23 protein-coding genes are annotated in these 20,575 nt (G+C 60.6%); 11 read left to right on the top strand and 12 right to left on the bottom strand.

Annotated elements, in window-relative coordinates:
- Window positions 1–3: 3 nt before the first annotated feature.
- Window positions 4–675 (bottom strand): hypothetical protein, encoded by a 672-nt coding sequence (locus PseAD21_RS11850; protein WP_102355832.1) that lies wholly within the window; start codon window positions 673–675, stop codon window positions 4–6.
- A 234-nt stretch (window positions 676–909) separates the two neighbouring features.
- Here PseAD21_RS11850 and PseAD21_RS29755 point away from each other — a divergent pair, with 234 nt between their 5' ends.
- Window positions 910–1,077 (top strand): hypothetical protein, encoded by a 168-nt coding sequence (locus PseAD21_RS29755; protein WP_178082123.1) that lies wholly within the window; start codon window positions 910–912, stop codon window positions 1,075–1,077.
- Between the two features lie 72 nt (window positions 1,078–1,149).
- Here the strand turns inward: PseAD21_RS29755 and PseAD21_RS11845 are convergent, their stop codons facing one another.
- Together PseAD21_RS11845 and PseAD21_RS11840 are read right to left on the bottom strand one after the other, a co-directional pair.
- Window positions 1,150–1,899, bottom strand: a complete 750-nt coding sequence (locus PseAD21_RS11845; RefSeq protein ID WP_102355831.1) for a TerC family protein — start codon at window positions 1,897–1,899, stop codon at window positions 1,150–1,152.
- Between the two features lie 29 nt (window positions 1,900–1,928).
- On the bottom strand, window positions 1,929–2,171 hold the full coding sequence (locus PseAD21_RS11840) for a hypothetical protein (protein WP_102355830.1): 243 nt from the start codon (window positions 2,169–2,171) through the stop codon (window positions 1,929–1,931).
- Between the two features lie 153 nt (window positions 2,172–2,324).
- Between PseAD21_RS11840 and nhaR the strand changes: the two genes are divergently transcribed.
- Entirely contained in the window at window positions 2,325–3,224 is a 900-nt protein-coding gene (nhaR, locus tag PseAD21_RS11835; protein ID WP_064586920.1) for a transcriptional activator NhaR, read from the top strand.
- Here nhaR and PseAD21_RS11830 read toward each other — a convergent pair.
- Entirely contained in the window at window positions 3,219–4,382 is a 1,164-nt protein-coding gene (locus tag PseAD21_RS11830; RefSeq protein WP_102355829.1) for an MFS transporter, read from the bottom strand. The genes nhaR and PseAD21_RS11830 overlap by 6 nt on opposite strands.
- Window positions 4,383–4,717: 335 nt before the next feature.
- Here PseAD21_RS11830 and sstT point away from each other — a divergent pair, with 335 nt between their 5' ends.
- Window positions 4,718–5,950 (top strand): serine/threonine transporter SstT, encoded by a 1,233-nt coding sequence (gene sstT / locus PseAD21_RS11825; RefSeq protein ID WP_102355828.1) that lies wholly within the window; start codon window positions 4,718–4,720, stop codon window positions 5,948–5,950.
- Between the two features lie 155 nt (window positions 5,951–6,105).
- Here the strand turns inward: sstT and PseAD21_RS11820 are convergent, their stop codons facing one another.
- Window positions 6,106–6,615 (bottom strand): DUF1993 family protein, encoded by a 510-nt coding sequence (locus PseAD21_RS11820; RefSeq protein ID WP_025108902.1) that lies wholly within the window; start codon window positions 6,613–6,615, stop codon window positions 6,106–6,108.
- Window positions 6,616–6,740: 125 nt separating this feature from the next.
- On the opposite strand from PseAD21_RS11820, the gene PseAD21_RS11815 reads away from it, so the two are divergent.
- Window positions 6,741–7,385 (top strand): YceH family protein, encoded by a 645-nt coding sequence (locus PseAD21_RS11815; RefSeq protein ID WP_102355827.1) that lies wholly within the window; start codon window positions 6,741–6,743, stop codon window positions 7,383–7,385.
- Window positions 7,386–7,500: 115 nt separating this feature from the next.
- On the opposite strand, the gene PseAD21_RS11810 is transcribed toward PseAD21_RS11815, so the two are convergent.
- Both PseAD21_RS11810 and PseAD21_RS11805 read right to left on the bottom strand, forming a co-directional pair.
- Window positions 7,501–8,019: a cupin domain-containing protein gene (locus PseAD21_RS11810; protein ID WP_102355826.1), complete on the bottom strand. Its 519-nt coding sequence runs from the start codon at window positions 8,017–8,019 to the stop codon at window positions 7,501–7,503.
- Between the two features lie 177 nt (window positions 8,020–8,196).
- Window positions 8,197–9,015 carry a shikimate 5-dehydrogenase gene (locus PseAD21_RS11805; RefSeq protein ID WP_102355825.1) on the bottom strand — a complete coding sequence of 273 codons (819 nt, stop codon included), beginning with the start codon at window positions 9,013–9,015 and terminating at the stop codon, window positions 8,197–8,199.
- 256 nt (window positions 9,016–9,271) lie between these two features.
- Between PseAD21_RS11805 and PseAD21_RS11800 the strand changes: the two genes are divergently transcribed.
- The 3 genes from PseAD21_RS11800 (at window position 9,272) to PseAD21_RS11790 (ending at window position 10,324) form a co-directional block, all read left to right on the top strand.
- Window positions 9,272–9,616, top strand: a complete 345-nt coding sequence (locus tag PseAD21_RS11800) for a hypothetical protein (protein WP_025108898.1) — start codon at window positions 9,272–9,274, stop codon at window positions 9,614–9,616.
- Window positions 9,617–9,844: 228 nt separating this feature from the next.
- A complete protein-coding gene (locus tag PseAD21_RS11795; RefSeq protein ID WP_025108897.1) occupies window positions 9,845–10,039 on the top strand; it encodes a hypothetical protein in 195 nt (64 codons plus the stop codon).
- 102 nt (window positions 10,040–10,141) lie between these two features.
- Complete coding sequence (locus tag PseAD21_RS11790; protein WP_102355824.1) at window positions 10,142–10,324, top strand: hypothetical protein; 183 nt, start codon at window positions 10,142–10,144, stop codon at window positions 10,322–10,324.
- On the opposite strand, the gene PseAD21_RS11785 is transcribed toward PseAD21_RS11790, so the two are convergent.
- On the bottom strand, window positions 10,321–11,382 hold the full coding sequence (locus PseAD21_RS11785; protein WP_102355823.1) for an AI-2E family transporter: 1,062 nt from the start codon (window positions 11,380–11,382) through the stop codon (window positions 10,321–10,323). The two genes, PseAD21_RS11790 and PseAD21_RS11785, sit on opposite strands and share 4 nt — an antisense overlap.
- Window positions 11,383–11,492: 110 nt before the next feature.
- Window positions 11,493–12,179: a cysteine hydrolase family protein gene (locus tag PseAD21_RS11780; RefSeq protein ID WP_102355822.1), complete on the bottom strand. Its 687-nt coding sequence runs from the start codon at window positions 12,177–12,179 to the stop codon at window positions 11,493–11,495.
- A 209-nt stretch (window positions 12,180–12,388) separates the two neighbouring features.
- Between PseAD21_RS11780 and yegQ the strand changes: the two genes are divergently transcribed.
- Window positions 12,389–13,732 (top strand): tRNA 5-hydroxyuridine modification protein YegQ, encoded by a 1,344-nt coding sequence (yegQ, locus tag PseAD21_RS11775; protein ID WP_102355821.1) that lies wholly within the window; start codon window positions 12,389–12,391, stop codon window positions 13,730–13,732.
- Here yegQ and PseAD21_RS11770 read toward each other — a convergent pair.
- Window positions 13,723–14,589 carry a LysR family transcriptional regulator gene (locus tag PseAD21_RS11770; protein WP_102355820.1) on the bottom strand — a complete coding sequence of 289 codons (867 nt, stop codon included), beginning with the start codon at window positions 14,587–14,589 and terminating at the stop codon, window positions 13,723–13,725. The two genes, yegQ and PseAD21_RS11770, sit on opposite strands and share 10 nt — an antisense overlap.
- A gap of 101 nt (window positions 14,590–14,690) precedes the next feature.
- On the opposite strand from PseAD21_RS11770, the gene PseAD21_RS11765 reads away from it, so the two are divergent.
- Entirely contained in the window at window positions 14,691–15,584 is an 894-nt protein-coding gene (locus PseAD21_RS11765) for a DMT family transporter (protein ID WP_178082122.1), read from the top strand.
- A 204-nt stretch (window positions 15,585–15,788) separates the two neighbouring features.
- Here the strand turns inward: PseAD21_RS11765 and PseAD21_RS11760 are convergent, their stop codons facing one another.
- Window positions 15,789–16,505 (bottom strand): FadR/GntR family transcriptional regulator, encoded by a 717-nt coding sequence (locus tag PseAD21_RS11760; protein WP_102355818.1) that lies wholly within the window; start codon window positions 16,503–16,505, stop codon window positions 15,789–15,791.
- A 368-nt stretch (window positions 16,506–16,873) separates the two neighbouring features.
- Here PseAD21_RS11760 and PseAD21_RS11755 point away from each other — a divergent pair, with 368 nt between their 5' ends.
- Both PseAD21_RS11755 and gudD read left to right on the top strand, forming a co-directional pair.
- Window positions 16,874–18,220 carry an MFS transporter gene (locus PseAD21_RS11755; RefSeq protein ID WP_102355817.1) on the top strand — a complete coding sequence of 449 codons (1,347 nt, stop codon included), beginning with the start codon at window positions 16,874–16,876 and terminating at the stop codon, window positions 18,218–18,220.
- Window positions 18,221–18,255: 35 nt separating this feature from the next.
- Window positions 18,256–19,599 (top strand): glucarate dehydratase, encoded by a 1,344-nt coding sequence (gene gudD, locus PseAD21_RS11750; protein ID WP_102355816.1) that lies wholly within the window; start codon window positions 18,256–18,258, stop codon window positions 19,597–19,599.
- Window positions 19,600–19,641: 42 nt separating this feature from the next.
- On the opposite strand, the gene PseAD21_RS11745 is transcribed toward gudD, so the two are convergent.
- On the bottom strand, window positions 19,642–20,514 hold the full coding sequence (locus tag PseAD21_RS11745) for a LysR family transcriptional regulator (protein WP_102355815.1): 873 nt from the start codon (window positions 20,512–20,514) through the stop codon (window positions 19,642–19,644).
- Between the last annotated feature and the right edge of the window lie 61 nt (window positions 20,515–20,575).

Here is a 20,575-nt window from a genome sequence, read left to right as displayed (position 1 = left end):
AACTCAGTGCGCCGCGAGGGCCTTCTTCGCTTGCGCCGCTTCACGCTCCTGACCGGCCTGTGCCAATTCGTCAGCAGCCTTGAGCCAGCGCTGGCGATCAACCTCGGCGGGAATCTGCGACGGTTTCTGGATCAACACGGCCCAGCCACCTGATTTTTCGAATGCCGATTCAAAGGCGCTGAAACTCATCAACTCACGATGGTTCATGCCAGCGCGCAACAGCACTTTCTGCTTGCGCCGGTCGTAACCGGAAAGAATCGCGTAACGTGGTTCAGCCCAAAACGCCGAGCCTTCGCTGAAACGCACCATCACCGGATAACCGGCCGCGACCTGGGTCAGCAAGGCCGGCAAGTTGCTGTCCAGCGGATAGACCACCATGCCGTATTCGCGGGCAAGGTTCTGCAGGTTCTGCTGCAACTGATCCTGTGCACCTGGCAGATGCAACGGTTTTTCGAGCAGGCCCGGCGTGATCATGACGCCCTGCTGCGACAACAGGCTGGCCAGCACTTGCGGGCCACTCTGGTTGGCTTCACCCCGATAGAAGGTGCCGCTGAGTTCGACCCGCTCCGGCAGGCGCTTGACCTGCGGCGCCACACTGCCCGCACACCCCGCCAACACGGCCGCGCAACCGGCCACCAGCAATGCCCCTCGCAATCGAGTCAATACCTGCACCATCGTCACTCTCTGATCAGACGCCGGTCATCGTGTTCCGGCAACGCCTGCGATCATAGGACGGCGCACGCCTGCGGTATAGCCTTAAACCACAGACCCATCGATTACATAGAGCGAACTGATTGGTCATCACCGACCTTTGGTCAATAGTCTGAAACACCTCATTGACTAGACTGTCACTGAAACAGAGCGAATTGAAAAAGTGTGCGCCCGACGCAGGGCAAAGAGGAGGCACTGATGAGCCTGACCATGACCATCGTGATGTTGATAGCCGGCTGGCTGGCCGTTGCCGCCGCCATGCTGTGGGGCGTGCTGCGCATTGCCCGGCGCCACCATCACCCGCTGCCGCCTGCCGCGGTCGAGAAACCGCAAAAACACAGCGCAGGCCACGCGACCGCGCACTGAAACCGCAAATGCTCCAGCCACAAAAAAGCCCCTGAACGCCAAGCGTTCAAGGGGCTTTTGGCTTTACGGTGCTTACGCGTGCTCAGTCAGCTTCTTCTGCTTCGCCCGGCGCGACATCATGTTCAGCACTTCAATCGCTGCCGAGAAAGCCATGGCCGCGTACACATAACCTTTCGGTACGTGGGCGCCGAAGCCTTCGGCGATCAGCGTCATGCCGATCATGATCAGGAAGCCCAGGGCCAGCATCACCACCGTCGGGTTGTCGTTGATGAACCTGGCCAGAGGCTCGGCCGCAAACAGCATCACCATTACCGATACCACCACCGCGATCACCATGATCGGCAAGTGCTCAGTCATGCCCACTGCGGTAATGATGCTGTCGATGGAGAACACCATGTCCAGCATCAGGATCTGACCGATGGCGGCAGCAAAGCCCAGCGTCACAGTCGATGTTGCGCTTTTCGGGTCTTCCGGCGCCGGGTCCATGCTGTGATGGATCTCGGTCGTGGCTTTCCACACCAGGAACAGACCACCGGCAATCAGGATCATGTCCTTCCAGGAGAACGCCTGGCCCATGATTTCGAGCACAGGTTCGGTCAACTGCACGATGAAGGCGATGGTGCTCAACAGGGCCAGACGCAGGATCAGCGCCATGCCGATACCGATGCGACGGGCTTTCTGCCGGTGCTGCACAGGCAGTTTGTTGGTCAGGATCGAAATAAAGATCAGGTTATCGATGCCGAGCACGATCTCCATCACCACCAGTGTGGCCAAAGCAACCCAGGCGGCGGGGCTGGCGGCGAGTTCTAACAGATATTCCATGGGTCAGTCCTGACTCTTTGTAAGACGGTTTAGATGGTCTTGGAGGAAGATTCGGATATTTCCTCGTCTTTTTCCGGTGCTGCTTTTTTCTCGATCAGGCCGCCGGTGGCGTCACTGAGCGCTTGCTCAGCGGCTTTGTGCGTATCGTCGATCGCCTGCTTGGCGCTTTCCGCCGCCTTGCCCATCAACTGCTGAGCGCTTTTCTCGGCCTGGTCGCAACCGGCCATAAGCAGTAAAGACGTAAACATCAGTGCTGGAATTGTGTATTTCATGAGGTTTCCTTCGAATGAACAGACCGGGTCACAGACCACACGTCGATGGCTGGGCATTCTAGGGAGACAAACACTTCAGGAAAATTCGTATTTTTAGCGGCTATACTTCGATTTTTACGAATCCAGAATTCTCCCCGCAGAGGCCATTGCACGATGCTCAATTACCGACAACTGCATTACTTCTGGGTGGTCGCCAAGACCGGCAGCATCGTGCGCGCCTGCGAACAGCTGAACCTGACGCCGCAGACCATCAGCGGGCAAATTTCGCTGCTCGAACAAACCTATGGCATCGAATTGTTTCAACGGGTCGGCCGCCAACTGGAACTGACCGAAGCCGGGCGCCAGGCCCTGCCCTACGCCGAGCAGATGTTCCAGTTAGGCGGTGAGCTGGAGTTGATGCTGCGTGCCCAGCCCAACGAACAGCAGATCCTGTTCCGCGTCGGCGTGGCGGATGTGGTGCCCAAATCCATCGTCTATCGCCTGATCGCGCCGACCATGGAGCTCAACGAGCCGCTGCGCATCACCTGCCGCGAAGACAAACTCGAACGTTTGCTGGCGGACCTGGCGATCCAGCGTCTGGACCTGGTGATCTCCGACAGCCCCATGCCCTCGCACCTCGACATCAAGGGCTACAGCCAGAAGCTTGGGGAATGCGGGATCAGTTTCTTCGCCACCGCGCAGTTGGCGGCGCAATACGGGCAGGACTTCCCGCGCAGTCTCAATGGCGCACCGTTGTTGATTCCCGGCGCCGAAACCGTAGTGCGCAGCCGTTTGCAGCGCTGGTTCGCCGAGCAGCAGATTCAGCCGCAAATCGTTGGGGAATTCGATGACAGCGCCCTGATGCAGGCCTTCGGCCAATCGGGCAGCGGAATTTTCATCGGCCCGAGCGTGATTGCCGATGAGGTCAAACGCCAGTACGGCGTCGAGGTGATTGGCCAGACCGACGCGGTGACCGAGTCGTTCTATGCCATTTCGGTGGAGCGCAAGGTCAAGCACCCCGGCATCGTTGCGATTACCGAAGGTGCCCGACGCGAACTGTTTACTGCGTTATGACGCTTCGGCGCACATTTCGCGCGGCTTGAGCGTCATCAACACCATGGCGAGGAACACCGACAACAGGATGAAGCCGGCGGCGGCAAAGCCCAGGAAGCCCAGACCTGCACTGTCGATGACCCGGCCACCGACGATGGCGCCCAGGCCGATCCCCAGATTGGCCCCGGCGATATTCAAGGAGGCGGCAAAGGCTGGTGCTTCTGGCGCCGCTTTCATCAGGCGCACATGGCTGACCAGAAACAACGCGGCCTGGGTCACGCCCCAGATCCCCATCGCCACCGCCAACCCCAGCGGCGAATGAATGTTCGGCACCAGCGACACCATGCCGGCAATCATGAACGCACAGAACAGCACTGACGCGCCCAGCGGATGCCGGTCCACCGCACGACCGCCCAGCGAGTTGCCGATCAGCCCCACCGCACCGAAGGCCATCAGGCACCAACCAACCACAGTGCCGTTGAACCCGGCAAGGCGCTCAAGAATGTCGGCCAGATACGTGTAAGCGGTAAACATGCCGCTGAACACCAGAATCGACAGCACGATATGACCGATCATCAACGGGCTGCGCAGAATCTTGAACTGCGAGGCGAAGCTGACCTGATGCTGGTGCAGGCTGGTTTTCGGCAAGTAAACAAACAGCAGCAAGGCCTTGGCAAAGGCGATCACCGCCAGACTGCCAAAAGCACTGCGCCAACCGAACGCATCGGAAATCAGCGTGCCCACCGGAATGCCAAACACCGTGGCGCAGACGATGCCGAAGCCGATCTTGGCAATCGCGCGGCCGGCGTAGTCCGGGCCGACGATGTCCACCGCCGTTTCACTGGCCAGCGCCCAGAACACCGGCAGGCCGAGCGCAGGGATCAACCGGGCAATGGCCATCACCCAGATGTTCGGCGCCAGCGCCGCCACGGTGTTGGCCAGGCCGAACATGATCAGGATGGTGATGAACAGCTTGCGCCGCTCGAAGCGGGCGAAATACGCGGTCAAAAATGGACCGAACATCGCCACTGTGAAAGCGAATAGAGTCACCAGCAGACCGGCTTGCGGAATGGTCACCGCCAGGTCGCGGGCAATCGCCGGCAGCAGTCCGACAATGACGAACTCCGTGGTCAGCACCGTGAATCCGGCAGCGGACAACAGAAGGATGGGCAACAGCATGGGCAACTCCAGCAAAACGACGACACCAGCGATGACCGAAAGGCCCGCTGGCAACTATTAAAATGATGATGGCGAATCTTAACAGAGTGTTTCAGCGCTGACTTGCACAAACCTGCCGACTTGCCGATCAATCGGGTGGCAGATCGTCACAGGCCTGAAGGATAACGCCTACCCTGTGATAAAGTCCGCGCCCCGAAAAACGTACACCCTGATCAACGACCGGTTTAATGGCGTTGATGTCGCGTCAGCCCTTTCGGTTCGTGCCAGTGGCCTGCCCCCGATGTTGTCGCTGGTTTCACGTAACTTGCACCCTATAAAAAACCAGAGATGCCGTTATGACCGCTTCATCCCCTTCTCTATTGCAACGCCTGAAAAACCTAAGCCTGGTCACGCAGATCCTGATCGGCCTGATTGCCGGCATAGCCCTGGCGCTGTTCGCCCCGGAAGTGGCGAAAGGCTCGGCGTTCATCGGTAAAGTGTTTGTCTCGGCGCTGAAAGCCGTGGCACCGATTCTGGTGTTCGTGCTGGTGATGGCCTCGATTGCCAACCACAAACACGGTCAGGAAACGCACATTCGACCGATCCTGTTCCTGTACCTGCTCGGCACCTTCGCGGCAGCCGTGGTCGCGGTTGTCGCCAGCATGGCCTTCCCCTCTCATCTGGTACTGTCCACCGACAACGTGGCAGTCACCGCGCCGGGCGGCATCGCCGAGGTGCTGCAAAGCCTGCTGCTGAGCGTGGTCGATAATCCGGTCAGCGCGCTGATGAACGCCAACTTCATCGGCATTCTGGCCTGGGCGATCGGCATGGGCGTCGCCATTCGCCACGCCGGTGACACCACCCGCGAAGTGGTCGGTGACCTGTCCAACGGCGTGACGCTGATCGTACGTGTGGTGATTCGTTTCGCCCCGCTGGGCATCTTCGGTCTGGTGGCCTCGACCCTCGCGACTTCGGGCTTCGGCGCGCTGATCGGTTATGCGCACCTGCTAGCGGTATTGCTGGGCTGCATGCTGTTCGTGGCGCTGGTGATGAACCCGCTGATCGTGTTCTGGAAACTGCGTCGCAATCCGTACCCGCTGACCCTCAAGTGCCTGCGCGAGAGCGGCATCACCGCATTCTTTACCCGCAGCTCGGCGGCGAACATTCCGGTCAACCTGGAACTGAGCAAGCGCCTGGGCCTGCACGAAGACACCTATTCGGTCTCGATCCCGCTCGGCGCGACCATCAACATGGCCGGCGCGGCAATCACCATCACCGTGCTGACCCTGGCCGCGGTGCACACGCTGGGCATTGCGGTGGACATTCCGACCGCGATCCTGCTCAGCCTCGTGGCCGCGATCTGCGCCTGTGGCGCCTCGGGCGTGGCCGGCGGTTCGCTGCTGCTGATCCCGCTGGCGTGCAGCCTGTTCGGCATCCCGAGCGAAATCGCCATGCAGGTGGTGGCGGTCGGCTTCATCATCGGCGTGTTGCAGGACTCGGCGGAAACCGCGCTGAACTCCTCCACTGACGTGCTGTTCACTGCAGCGGCATGCCTGGGTGAAGAGGCAAAAGCCCAACGCACCGCATAACCCCTGCCGGAATGAGCTTGCTCGCGATGGCGTCTGATCTGCAAACGTACCTTTGAATGACACACCGCTGTCGCGAGCAGGCTCACTCCTACAGAAAAGCAATAAAAAGCCCGCCAAGGCGCAAACCTTGGCGGGCTTTTTTGTTGCCGGGTGTTTTAGTACGCGCCCATGAAATCGCGTTTACCCACTTCAACACCGTTGTGACGCAGCAGCGCGTAGGTGGTGGTGACGTGGAAGAAGAACTGCGGCAGACCGTAGCTCAGCAGGTAAGCCTGGCCGCTGAAGCGCTTCTCTTTCGGGGTGCCCGGACGGGTAACGATCTCGATGCCTTCCTTGCCGTTGATCTGCTCAGGCTTGATCTCGCCGATGTAGGCCAGGACCTTGGCGATCAACGCTTGCAGCTCGGCGAAGGTGGTTTCGGTATCGTCATATTTCGGGATTTCGACTTCGGCCAGACGCGAGGAAACGCCCTTGGCGAAATCGACCGCGATCTGTACCTGACGCACCAGCGGGAACATGTCCGGGTACAGGCGCGCTTGCAGGAAGGCGTTCGGGTCGATGTTTTTCTCGGTGGCGTGGGCTTCAGCCTTTTTCAGGACATCGCTCAGGGCGTTGAGCATTTGTTGAAAAACCGGGACGGATGCGGCGTACAGGGAAATGGTCATGGCAGTCTCGTGTGGTGGCTGGGTGGAACGTGGAGGCGATTATAACCATGCTTGATGACCACACGGCTTGCCTTTTGTTAGCCAAGGATTAGGCTAGGCGCCTTCGACTGCAGAGGGAACGCGCGATGACCACCGAACTTGAAACCATCACCGACGAACCACGGCTCAACGCCACGGAAATCCGCATTCTGGGTTCGCTGATCGAAAAACAGGCCACCAGCCCGGAAACCTACCCGCTGACTCTCAACGCACTGGTGCTGGCCTGCAATCAGAAACCCAGCCGCGAGCCGGTGATGAACCTGACTCAAGGCCAGGTCGGCCAGAGCCTGCGGGCGCTGGAGAGCCACGGTTACACCAAGCTTGTCATGGGCAGTCGCGCTGATCGCTGGGAGCACAAGATCGACAAGGCGCTGGAGCTGGTGCCGGCCCAGGTGATTCTCACCGGGCTGATGTTTCTGCGCGGCCCGCAGACCGTCAACGAACTGCTGACCCGCAGCGGCCGCATGCATGATTTCGAAGATGCCGAGCAAGTGGTGCATCAGCTTGAACGCCTGATCGCGCGCGGGCTCGCGGTGTTGATCCCGCGTCAGGCCGGTCAGCGCGAAGACCGCTACACCCATGCGCTGGGCGATCCGGCGGACATCGAGGCGATTCTGGCGGCACGGCACAATCCCGGGGAACGCGCGAGCGGCGGTGTTTCGGTCGAGCGCATCGAGGAGCTGGAAGCACGGATCGCCGCGCTGGAAGAGCGCCTGGCCCGCCTCGAATAGCACCACACCCCCTTGTAGGAGTGAGCCTGCTCGCGATTGCGGTGGTTCATTCAGAAATTCATTGCCTGACAGGCCACCATCGCGAGCAGGCTCACTCCTACATGGGATCTACGGATTATTCGCCATCCCAGTAATCCACCCCATCCGCCTGCCGCGCCACGGCAACGAAGCCTGACGCATTGCCCTGGGCGTCGACCTTGAAGTTATCCATCACCACGTATTTATCCGAATCCGGGTACTCACAGATGTCCGGTTGCTGCTGCGTACTGACCGCCAGATAACGCAGTTCTGCATCGCTGGTGTTGATGATCTGGTGCGCCGTTTCGGGGCCACCGGGCGGACAGGCAATCACATCGCCAGCACGGATCGGGAAGCGCTCGGCGCCCAGCCGCACCTCGCCCTCGCCCGCCACCACATAGAACATCTCTTCATTGACCCGATGACTGTGAAACGGACTGCCGCGCATGCCCGGCGGCAATGCGTACAGCCGATAGCCAAGCTTCTGCGCGCCAAGCTGCTGGCCGATACGGGCCATGCTCTGCTGATAGCGACCAGCGGTTTCGCCTTCAGGAGCGAGGGCTTCGGGAAGGGGTTCGAGTTCGACCTGGTGCAGGTTGAGGATGGGCGGATGCATGGGCAGCCTCGATAACGGTTTTTATGAGGGGCAAGTCTTTGCTTGCTGATGCCGCAGTATAGGCAACCCGATCTGAACCGGGTTGCGGCCTTCGCGAGCAGGCTCGCTCCCACAGAGAAACGCATTTCATTGTAGGAGTGAGCCTGCTCGCGATGAGGCCAGTCCGGCAAACACACATCAGCTACGAGCAAACGCGACCGCCGCCGCAAACTGCTCTTCAGTCGGCCGCACGCCCGTGTACAGGACAAACTGCTCCAGCGCCTGGATAGCAATCACCTCCAGCCCGGTAATCACCTTTTTACCCTCGGCCCGGCCGCGCACGATCAGCGGCGTCTCCGACGGGATCGCTACCACATCGAACACCGTGTCGGCGGTTTTGATCACCTCAGGCGTGAACGCCAGTTGCCCTGCCTCCGGCCCGCCGTCCATACCTACCGGGGTGACGTTGATCAGCATCTGCGGGCGTTCTTCGCCCAGTTCCGCCTGCCAGCGATAGCCTAGCGAATCCGCCAGTGCCCTGCCCGCGCGCTCGTTACGGGCCACAATCAAACCGTGTTTGTAGCCACCATCGCGCAAGGCGCTGGCCACCGCTTTGGCCATGCCACCGCTGCCGCGCAGGGCGAACGTCGTATCTTTTGGCACCGCGTGGGTTTGCAGTAGCTGGGCGATGGCGATGTAGTCGGTGTTGTAGGCCTTGAGGTGGCCGTGGGTGTTAACAATGGTGTTGATCGACTGGATCGCCGCCGCCGACGCATCCAGCTCATCGACCAGCGCAATGCAGGCTTCCTTGAACGGCATCGACACACCGCAACCACGAATCCCCAGTGCGCGAATTCCGCCCACGGCACCCGGCAAGTCCTGACTGCTGAACGCCTTGTAGTAGAAATTCAGGCCCAACTGCTCATACAAATGGTTATGAAACCGCAGACCGAAATTCCCGGGGCGCCCCGACAGGGACATGCACAGCTGGGTGTCTTTGTTGGGATTCATCTGCATGAAACTTCTCCTTCAAACGGACTTTCGGATGGACGGAGTTAGCCATTCCATCGGGTTCTGAACGATCATGAGCGCCTGTCTGCAACGGGCCGCGGGCCCCTTTGACCCACCGGTAAAGAAGCCGGTACAGACCTTACACAAAATTTACCCAGCGGCTGTGCTGATTTTCAGAATTTCGCTGTCATAGAAGTATCCCCGCGACAACTTTGGGCCTGGTGCAGGCCCGGACGCCGGGTCGAAGAACCGAGGAATTATCATGATTCGTAAACTCCCCATCGTGGCCTTGTTGATTGGTGCATTCGCTATCACAGGTCAGGCAGAAGCCCACGGCGGTGGCTGGCAAGGCCCGGCGGTATTTGGCGCGATCGTCGGCTCGGCCATCATCGGCTCAGCGTTGATCAACCAGGACCGGCCGGTCTACGTCCAACAGCCTGTTTACGCTCAACCGGCACCGGTTTATGTGCAACAACCGCCGCCACCGGTCTACTACCAGCCGGCCCCGGTCTACGTACAACAACCGGTTTACGTACCGGGCCCGGTTTACTACGGCCCACCACGCGGCTACTACGGTCACCCGCACTACTACGGTGGTCGCTGGTAACAGCAAGACAGAGCCCTGCTTTATAGCGGGGCTTTTTTATGACCGTCGGTCGGGTAGAGTCTGAAAAAATCTCGCCAAGGTCGCTGTGAGGACAGTTTGAGCAGCTAAAGTCGGCATGATGAACCTGACCGTTGGGGGCAAAACACAGAACGGTCATCTATTTGTCATGACGGAACCGCAATCTGAATCCGTCCGTAAACAACAGGTTGATAAAAACAAGGACGACTCATGCCTACACAAAATCCGCACCGCATCGTCGGTTTATGCACTTCCAGCAAGGTGTACAGCGCGCTGACCGAACTCAAGCACCTGGAAGGCCACCGCTGCGCCAAGTTTCTTTCGCTATTGGCCGAGAACCTGGTGCACAAGGGCCTGCTCAACGAGCGCGAAGTGGTGCACATGCTCGACCAGGTTGTCGACTGAAACAGTCCTCACGGTTATCAATGACGACTATCGAAAGCGTTGATTGTCCCTGAGCGTGGCGAATCCATAAGGTAGCTCCATCGATTGATGGAGGTACGTGTCATGGCTCAGGTTCAAATCATGTCGGTGGTCGGCAGCGCGGTTCCCGCATCCCTCAGAGAGTCGGGATTGCTGGCCTGCTGGTATCTGGTGCGCGACGGTGAGCCAATCAGCGGCCCGCTCACGTCCTTGCCGGCGGCGCAGGCCCTGTCGCAGAAAATCATCAGCGCGCCGTTCCACGCTTAGGGTAATTGGACCTTTGGTTTGGTCTCGATGAACAGCGCCCAACTCGACATGAACAGCGCCGCAATCAGCGGGCCGATCACGAAACCGTTGAGACCGAACACCGCCAGCCCGCCGAGGGTCGAGATCAGAATCATGTAATCGGGCATACGCGTGTCCTTGCCCACCAGAATCGGCCGTAGCACGTTGTCCACCAAACCGATCACGAACACTCCGAACAGCGCCAGCACCGCGCCCTGCCAGATCATCCCGCTGAGCAGGAAGTACAGCGCCACCGGCGCCCAGACGATCCCCGCCCCCACTGCTGGCAACAGCGACAGAAAGCCCATCAGCACCGCCCACAGCAACGCGCTGGGGATGTCGAGAAACCAGAAAATCGCCCCGCCCAATGCGCCCTGAGTGACCGCCACCACCAGGTTGCCCTTCACCGTCGCGCGCACCACCCGGTTGAACTTCAACTGCAAACGCCGTTTGTGACTCTCTTCCAGCGGCACGGCCGTACGGACCTTGCGCACCAGTTCGGCGCCATCGCGCAGAAAGAAAAACAGCAGGTAGAGCATGATGCCGAAGCTGACCACGAACTCGAACGTGCCCTGGCCGAAACTGAAGGCCTGAGTGGCCAGCACCTGGCTGCCCTGCATCGACGCCTTGACGATTTTTTCGCGCAGACCGTTGAGTTCGCCCATGCCGAAGCGATCGAGCAAGTGCTGAAAGTACGGCGGCAGGCTGTGTTTGAACTGCGCCAGATAGGCACCGATGTCCAGTTGGCCGCTTTCGATGTTGTTGTACAACGTCGCGCCTTCCTGGACCAGCAACACGCTGAGGATGATCACCGGCAGAATCGCGATGACCAGGCAAATACCCAGGGTGCATAAAGATGTCAGGTTGCGCTGCCAGCCGAACTTCTGCTGCAACCGGCGTTGCATCGGCGCAAACAGAATGCCGAGGATCACCGCCCAGAACACCGCACCGTAGAACGGCAGCAGAATCCAGATGAAGGCGACCGTCACCAACAGCAGCAACACGGTGAGGGATTTGAATTGCAGGGTTTTCTCGTTCATGTCCGGTCCATGTCAGTCAGGCGTCTCGCACGCCACGAACCTTAGTCCGCCGGGGCGCGCGCGAGTGCCATCTTTGTTCATGGAGCATAGTTGCCGATCGGCAAACGCCGTCAGCGCACCGGCAACTGCACAATCTGTTCAGTCGTGAGCACGTCGCCGAAGGTGTCTTCGACTTCCGCCAGTGCCGCCTTGTGCAGGGAATCCTTGTCGATGGACACACCGTTGCTCCGGGTAATGGCGCGGGTCGCCGAGGCATCGGCAGCGACGATCACGTTGTAGCCCAATGGCGCAGCATCCCGTGCCGCACCCGCCACGCAAGCGTGGGTCATCAGGCCGGAAATGATCAGCGTCTGGATACCGGCTTTTTTCAGTTGCTCGTCAAGGTCGGTGCTGCCGAACACGCTGACCGTGGTTTTCTGCAGAACTACATCCTGCGGACGCGGCTGCATGTCCTTGTGGAACTTCACTGTCTCACCGTCGATGGCAAACACCGCCGAACCGGCCGGCGCGACGTGCTGCACGTGATACACCGGGATTTTGTGGCTGTCGGCGAAGGCGATCAGTTCACCGGTTTTCGTCAGGGCAGTGGCGCCGTCCGGGATCGGCATCTTGCCGCTGAAGTATTCATTCTGGAAATCGATCACCAGCAATGCCGATTTGCCGGCGGACAGATGATCGACCGGCGTGGCGCCGGACATCGCCCGAATGGTCGGGTGGTTGTCGGCCATGGCCGCGCTACTGGCCAACACACCGAAAAATGCACAAGCGGCAAGTAAACGACGGGTGAAGTTCTGCATGGGATGTTCCTGCTTCGGTTGAGTGGATGCGCCAATCTTAAGCAGCCACCCCCCCACCGAACACAGTGAAACCGGCACATGATTTGTGCCAGTCCTGCACAGATCAGCTGCGCAGATCAGCGCGACCCGCGCAAAGGTAGATCCAGATCAATAAACCACGATGGCCACTGCACTACCCTGCCGCGCTTTTGCGACCGATGCCTGCCGCCATGATCCCTGACCTGCCCCTCGCCGCCCCGGAGCTGCTCGCTCCCGCCGGCACCCTGAAGAACATGCGCTACGCCTTCGCCTACGGCGCCGATGCGGTCTACGCCGGGCAGCCGCGTTACAGCCTGCGGGTGCGCAACAACGAGTTCGACCACGCCAACCTCGCGCTCGGCATTCGCGAAGCGCAGGCTCAGGGCAAGCGCTTCTACGTGGTGGTCAACATCGCCCCGCACAACGCCAAGCTGAAGACCTTCCTCAAGGACCTGGCGCCAGTGATCGAGATGGCACCCGATGCGCTGATCATGTCCGACCCGGGGTTGATCATGCTGGTACGCCGGCATTTTCCACAGATGCCGATCCACCTCTCGGTGCAGGCGAATACGGTGAACTGGGCGAGCGTCGAGTTCTGGCAGCAACAGGGGCTGAGCCGGATCATCCTCTCGCGGGAATTATCGCTGGAGGAAATCGGCGAAATCCGCGAGCAGGTGCCAGGCATGGAGCTGGAAGTGTTCGTTCACGGCGCGCTGTGCATGGCCTACTCCGGGCGCTGCCTGCTGTCGGGTTACATGAACAAACGCGACGCCAATCAGGGCACCTGCACCAACGCCTGCCGCTGGAAATACTCGGCGCAGGAGGCCACGGAAAATCAGCTCGGCGAAATCGTGCAGACGTTCCAGCCCGAGCCGACCCTGGGCATCGGTGCACCGACCGATCAGGTGTTCCTGCTGCAGGAAGCCAATCGCCCCGATGAGCTGATGCCCGCATTCGAAGACGAACACGGCACCTACATCATGAACGCCAAGGACCTGCGCGCGGTGCAACACGTTGAACGCCTGACCCGCATGGGCGTGCATTCGCTGAAGATCGAAGGCCGCACCAAATCGCACTTCTATTGCGCGCGCACCACTCAGGTCTATCGCCGAGCGATCGACGATGCGATGGCCGGGCGCGAGTTCGACCGCAGCCTGATGACCGACCTGGAATCACTGGCGCAGCGCGGCTACACCGAAGGTTTCCTGCGCCGGCATGTGCATGACGAATACCAGAATTATCAGAACGGCAGCTCGGTGTCCGAGCGTCAGCAGTTCGTCGGCGAACTGACCGGCGAGCGCCGCGACCGGCTGGCCGAGGTCAAGGTGAAGAACCGCTTTGCACTGGGTGATCACCTGGAGCTGATGACGCCCAAGGGCAATTTCCACTTCGATCTGCACCAGTTGCAGAGTGCCAAGGGCGAGGCCATTGAAGTCGCCCCGGGCGATGGGCACACGGTGTATCTACCGATTCCGGATGCGGTGGATTTGCGCTTTGGATTGTTGATGCGCGATGTCACCGGCCCTCAGGCCTGAAACTCCTCGCGCAACATCGCCACAAACGCCTCGCGCGCCGGGTGCACCCCGGCGTTTTCGTGCCAATAGAACAGGTTTTCGATAGCCGTCAGCTCAGGGAACTCATAGCCGACACACCCGGCGCCTTTGGCGTATTGCTCGAACACGCCCTTGGGCACCAGCGCGACCCCGGCGCCGGCACTCACGCAACCGACAATCGCCCCGTAACTCGCCAGGCTGACGATCGGCAGCGCCTGCCCCTGACGCAACAACCAGTGCTCCAGCGCCGCCCGATAGGGGCAGCCCTGCGGCCACATGAACACGGTCTTGTCCTGCAGGTCATGGATATCGTGCACCGGTCCGAATGACGTCGAGGCAATCAGCAGCAGTTCTTCGCGGTACATCGGTGTGCGTTTGAGTTGCGAGCGCTCGACGTCCACCGCAACGATGGCGCCGTCGAGTCGATGGCTGACGGTGTCGTCGAGCAACTGGCCCCAGGTGCCGGTGGTCAGTTCCAGCGCGACCTGCGGATAGCGCTGGTGAAATTTCGCCAACAGCCGCGGCAAACGCCCGGTGGCCGAGGACTCGATGGCACCGATGCGCAGCGGGCCGGACGGTTCGGCGGCGGGATCGAGCGCACGCTTGGCCTCGGCAGTCAGCGCCAGAATCTTCTCGGCATATACCAGAAACGTCTGCCCCGCCGGGCTGATCCGTAGCCCGCGCCCTTCGCGCAGAAACAGCGCCACACCCAATTCCGCCTCCAGCGCCTTGATCCGCGCGGTGATGTTCGACGGCACACAAAACATCTTTTCAGCGGCCCGGGCAATGCTGCCTTCATCGGCCACGGACTTGAACATGCGGATCTGAGCCAGCTCCATACTCATCACTCAAAGTGAATATTCAGCACAGTATAAGTCAGTTGTGACGAATGATTGCGCGCCCGGATACTCGGCGCATCAACCTCACTGGTGCGCTCATCATGCCGTCCCCCTCCCCTTTGAAAGTCGTTCTGGCCATGGTCTTCGTGGTCGCCTGCTGGGCCTATTCGCCGACCGGCATCCATCTCGGACTGCAAGCCTATGAACCCGGCCATCTGGCGTTGCTGCGGTTTCTCCTGGCATCGCTGTTCATGGCGCTGATCGCGGCGTTCAAGGGCATTCGCCTGCCACAGCGGCGCGACGTGCCCCTGCTGTTTGCATTGGGATTGTTCGCGGTCAGCCTGCATCACGTGGCGCTGAACATTGGCCAGCAAAGCGTCAGTGCCGGCGCCAGCAGTGTACTGGCGCAAACCAGCCCGCTGTTCAGCACGCTGCTGGCGCGCTATCTGTTCAAGGATCAGGTCAGTGCCTGGCGCTGGGGCTGTGTGCTGCTGGGCCTGATCGGCGTGGTGATCGTGGTCAGCGCCGACCGTGGCCTCGGGCAGATCGACGCGCATGGCTTGCTGATCCTGCTGGCGGCGCTGTCGTGGAGCATTTATTTCGCCCTGCAGAAACATCACGCCCGGCGTTACGACGGTTTTAGCCTTGCGTGTTACGCGGTGTGGTCGGGGACGCTGCTGTTGCTGATTTACCTGCCGGGGCTGAGTGACGCAGTGCTGAAGGCGCCATTGCGGGTGCAGTGGGCGGTGCTCGCGCTGGGGGTGTTTCCCAGTGCGCTGGCGTATCTGGCCTGGGGTTTTGTGCTCAAGCATGTGGACTTGAGCCGGGCAACGATGAGCCTGTACCTGATTCCGCCAACGGCGATCGGCATTGCTTGGGTGGGCCTGGGCGAGCGGCCGACGCTGATGGTGCTGGTGGGGGCGGCGGTGGTGTTGATCAGTGTGCTGGCGTTGAATCTGGAGCGGCGGGGGGGGGGTCGACCGGTTGAAGTCTGATCGAAGATCTTTAGTGAGGCTGATGACCTTATCGCGAGCAGGCTCACTCCTACAGGGGGCGCGTTCAACCTGTGGGAGCGAGCCTGCTCGCGAAAGGGCCGACACAGACAATAAATCTCTCGCGCCGGGTTACCCTCAGCGTCTGTCATCCGACAACGGCGTCGGCTCATGCCCGGCGGCGCATCGTGATCGGCCAGTGCCAGCTCATCCGTGCCGGGCACCGAAGCGGTCGCGGCTGTTGGTCAGGTGCAGCCACATGGCGGCGCGCGCGGCATCCGGATCCTGACGCTTGATCGCATTCAAAATTGCTTCGTGCTCCAGATGGGCCAACTGTCCCAGCTTGCTCAAGTCCGCCGCACCGCGTTCGGCAGCGTTGAGCCGTTGACGCGGAATCATCGCGCTGCCCAGGTGCTGCATGATTTCGCTGAAGCAGACGTTGCCGGTAGCTTCGGCGATCAGCAGATGAAAGCGTCGATCGGCCTCGACGCAACTGTCGTTGCTGTCCAGCAGACGCTGGTAGTCATCCAGCGCCTGACGCATGTGCAGCAATTGCTGATCGCTGCGCCGTTGCGCCGCCAACGCGGCGGCCTGCGTCTCCAGGCCCAGGCGCAATTCAAGAATGCTGCGCACGCCGAGCGCGGTGTCGACATTCAGCCGCAAGCCCTGCTCGGCAGCGCGTTCGATGACGAAGCTGCCGATGCCGTGCCGCGTTTCCACCAGCCCCGACGCCTGCAATTTGGAAATTGCCTCGCGCACCACCGTGCGACTGACGCCGTGTTCCTGAACGATGGCGTTCTCCGACGGCAGCTTGTCGCCGGGCAACATCTGGCCCAGCAGGATGCTCTGGGTGAGTTTCTCCACCAGATCATGCGCAAGGTTATGCGCGCGTTTGCGGGCGGGGGCGTCGAGGTCTTCTTGCATGTTCGGTTCCGGTCATCGGGGCTTGCGGATCGTAGCACTGCGCAGTGGCTGACGAGATTGATATTAGTCCTGAAACGACTGCCAGCTTGTATGACAACACTCAATAAAATCAAAAGTATCACGCATACGACAGGTATCTCAGCCACCCAAACCTCGACACCGATGACTGTACGGCCGGTCCAATCCAGTCACAAACCTCCAATAAACACGGTAAAAATCAATAAAAAGGCATAAAAAATCTGCTCTCCAGACAAATTTAATCGCTCCACCCCACTTGTAGGACAAAAAATCTCAGTTGTATGATGTCTATCAACAACGCAGCACCCAGTCCCTACCCCGCATAAAAATAATCAGTGGGAGAAAACCAAGTGAAAACCTCCGTCTCCGGGATGAACGAGGGCGTCGACTCGACACTCGCGTCCGCCATCTCGAAAGTGAAACGCCACGTCCTGCCGCTCTTCGTGATCATGTTCATCGTCAATTACATTGACCGGGTGAACATCGGTTTCGTCCGCACCCACATGGAACATGACCTGGGTATCGGGGCTGCCGCCTACGGCTTCGGCGCCGGGCTGTTCTTCATCGGTTACGCGCTGTTCGAAGTCCCCTCCAACATGCTCTTGCAGAAAGTCGGTGCGCGGATCTGGCTGACCCGCATCATGCTCACCTGGGGCCTGGTCGCCGCCGGCATGGCGTTCATCCAGAACGAAACGCACTTTTACATCCTGCGCTTTCTGCTGGGTGTGGCCGAGGCCGGGTTCTTTCCCGGAGTGATCTATTACTTCACCCGCTGGCTGCCGGGTGCCGAGCGCGGCAAGGCGATCGCGATATTCCTCAGCGGTTCGGCGGTCGCCTCGCTGATCTCCGGCCCGCTGTCCGGCCTGCTCTTGCAGATCAACGGCCTGGGCATGCACGGCTGGCAGTGGATGTACTTCATCGAGGGGATGTTCTCGGTCGGGCTGTGCGTGTTCGTCTGGTTCTGGCTTGATGCCAATCCCCACGACGCAAAATGGCTGACCCGCGCCGAACAGGATGCGTTGGTCACGGCGATCGACGATGAGCAGAAGGCCCGCGAAGCCGCAACGCCGATCCGGCCCTCGATGGGCAAACTGCTCAAGGACCGGCAGATCATCCTGTTCTGCCTGATCTACTTTTTCATCCAGCTGACCATCTACGCCGCGACGTTCTGGCTGCCGAGCATCATCAAGAAAATGGGCGAGATGAGTGACTTCCAGGTCGGGTTGTTCAACTCGATTCCGTGGCTGCTGTCGATCATCGGCATGTACGCCTTCGCCGCCTTCTCGGCCAAGTGGAAGCACCAGCAGGCCTGGGTCGCCACCGCGCTGTTGATCGCAGCGGCGGGGATGTTCATGTCCACCACCGGCGGGCCGATCTTCGCCTTTGTCGCGATCTGTTTTGCCGCGCTGGGCTTCAAATCCGCTTCGTCGTTGTTCTGGCCGATTCCGCAGGCGTATCTGGATGCGCGGATCGCCGCTGCAGTGATTGCGCTGATCAATTCGGTGGGCAACCTCGGCGGCTTCGTCGCGCCGACCACCTTCGGCCTGCTCGAAGAGCACACCGGCTCGATTCAGGGCGGCCTCTACGGTTTGGCTGCGACCTCGATCATCGCCGCGATCATCGTCTTCGCCGCGCGCACCACACCCAAACCCGCTGCTGACCTCGCCGTCGCCGAAGCCGCGGCGAAACACGCCTGACTTACGTTTTGAAGAATGCTGACAAGGATAAGAATATGACCAATCACGACACCGCCAAAGCCCCGATCATCACCGAAATGCAGGTGATTCCAGTGGCCGGCCACGACGGCATGCTGCTCAATCTGAGCGGCGCCCACGGGCCGTTTTTCACCCGCAACATCGTCATTCTCAAGGACAACGCCGGTCACACCGGCGTCGGTGAAATCCCCGGTGGCGAGCGCATCCGCCAGACGCTGGAAGACGCCCGCAGCCTGGTGCTCGGCAGCCCGATCGGCAACTATCAGAAAATCCTCAATCAGGTGCGCCAGACCTTCGCCGAGCGTGATGCCGGCGGCCGTGGCCTGCAGACGTTCGACCTGCGCATCACCATTCACGCGGTCACCGGGCTCGAAGCCGCCCTGCTCGACCTGCTCGGCCAACACCTCGACGTACCGGTCGCGGCGTTGCTCGGTGAGGGACAGCAGCGCGATCAGGTGAAGATGCTCGGCTATCTGTTCTACGTCGGTGATCAGCGCGAAACCAGCCTCGCCTACCGCAGCGAACCGGACGCCGACAATGACTGGTTCCGTGTGCGTCACGAGAAGGCCATGACCGCCGACGCCATCGTGCGCCTGGCCGAAGCGGCGCAGGCGAAGTACGGCTTCAAGGACTTCAAGCTCAAGGGCGGCGTACTCAGCGGCGATGCGGAAATCGAAGCGGTAACGGCGCTGGCCGAACGCTTTCCCGAGGCGCGGATCACCCTCGATCCGAACGGCGCCTGGTCATTGAAAGAAGCGATCCGCCTGTGCCGTGACCAGCATCACGTGCTGGCTTACGCAGAAGACCCGTGCGGTGCGGAAAACGGTTACTCGGGGCGCGAAGTCATGGCCGAATTTCGCCGCGCCACGGGACTGAAAACCGCCACCAACATGATCGCCACCGACTGGCGCGAGATGGGCCACGCCATCCAGTTGCAGTCGGTAGACATCCCGTTGGCCGACCCGCACTTCTGGACCATGCAGGGTTCGGTGCGTGTCGCGCAGTTGTGCCATGAGTGGGGACTGACCTGGGGTTCGCACTCCAACAACCACTTCGATATTTCCCTGGCGATGTTCACCCATGTCGCGGCGGCGGCACCGGGCGATATCACTGCCATCGACACTCACTGGATCTGGCAGGACGGCCAGCGCCTGACCAGGGCGCCGCTGCAAATTGTCGACGGTTGCGTGCAAGTGCCGCACAAGCCAGGGCTGGGGGTGGAGCTGGACATGGATCAGGTGGCCAAGGCTCACGAACTGTACAAAGGCATGGGCCTCGGTGCGCGGGATGACAGCGTGGCGATGCAGTTCCTGATTCCGGGATGGACGTTCGATAACAAGCGGCCGTGCCTGGTGCGCTGAATCCGATCTCCAATCCACCACTGTCCCTACAAGGGTTTTGCATTAACCAGATATTTGCAGCAGCCAGTTTTTGAAAGCGAGCATCGCCGCTGTTTCAGGGCGCGACTGCAAGCGCGTCAGCCAATAGCTGCCGGTGGTGATTTCAATCGCAAACGGCTGGCGAATCACCTCCGCCGCCAGTTGCCGGGCGAACATCAGCGGCGGTGCCAGCGCCACCCCACTGCCCTGCAGCGCGGCCTCCATCATCGCCAGCGATGAGTCGAACACAATGCTCTGCGGCGGCGCTGCGTGGGTTGCCAGGCCTGCGGCGTGAAACCATTCCGGCCATTCATCGGTGCGATAGGAACGCAGCAAGCGCTGTTGCAGAAGATCCCCCGGCGTGTGCAGTTGCCGGGCGATTTCCGGCACGCACAACACTGACAGTGGCGCCTCGAGCAGTCGCGTTGCCTCAATGCCATGCCACGCCCCGGCGCCGAAACGAATCGCGTAATCCAGCCCTTCGGCAGCGACGTCAACCCGGTTGTTGTGGGTCGACAGGCGCAAATCGATCAGCGGGTGTTTCGTCTGAAAGTCCGCCAGCCGCGGCAACAACCACCCGACCGCGAACGTCCCTACCGCCCCGACGGTCAAGGTTTCGCGGTACTGTCCGCCGGCCAGCCGTTCGAGCATCTGCGCGATGTGATCAAATGAGGTGGTCAGCACCGGCAACAGGGTTTCGCCCTCCCCCGTGAGCATCAGCCCACGCGGCAGACGCTTGAACAAGGTGACGTTGAGTTGCGCTTCGAGGCTTTTCACCTGATGGCTCACCGCCGCCTGGGTCACGCACAGCTCCACGGCAGCACGGGTAAAGCTCAGATGCCGCGCCGAAGCTTCGAATGCGCGCAGTGCATTGAGCGGCAATTGCGGTCGAATCATGCCCAGTCCCAAATTTTTCTAATGGCTCATGCGAAAATTCATCGTTTGTCGATTGCCCCCG

The organism is Pseudomonas sp. AD21 (assembly GCF_002878485.1).
Lineage (GTDB): Bacteria > Pseudomonadota > Gammaproteobacteria > Pseudomonadales > Pseudomonadaceae > Aquipseudomonas.
This window is presented reverse-complemented; position numbering and strand designations above follow the sequence as displayed.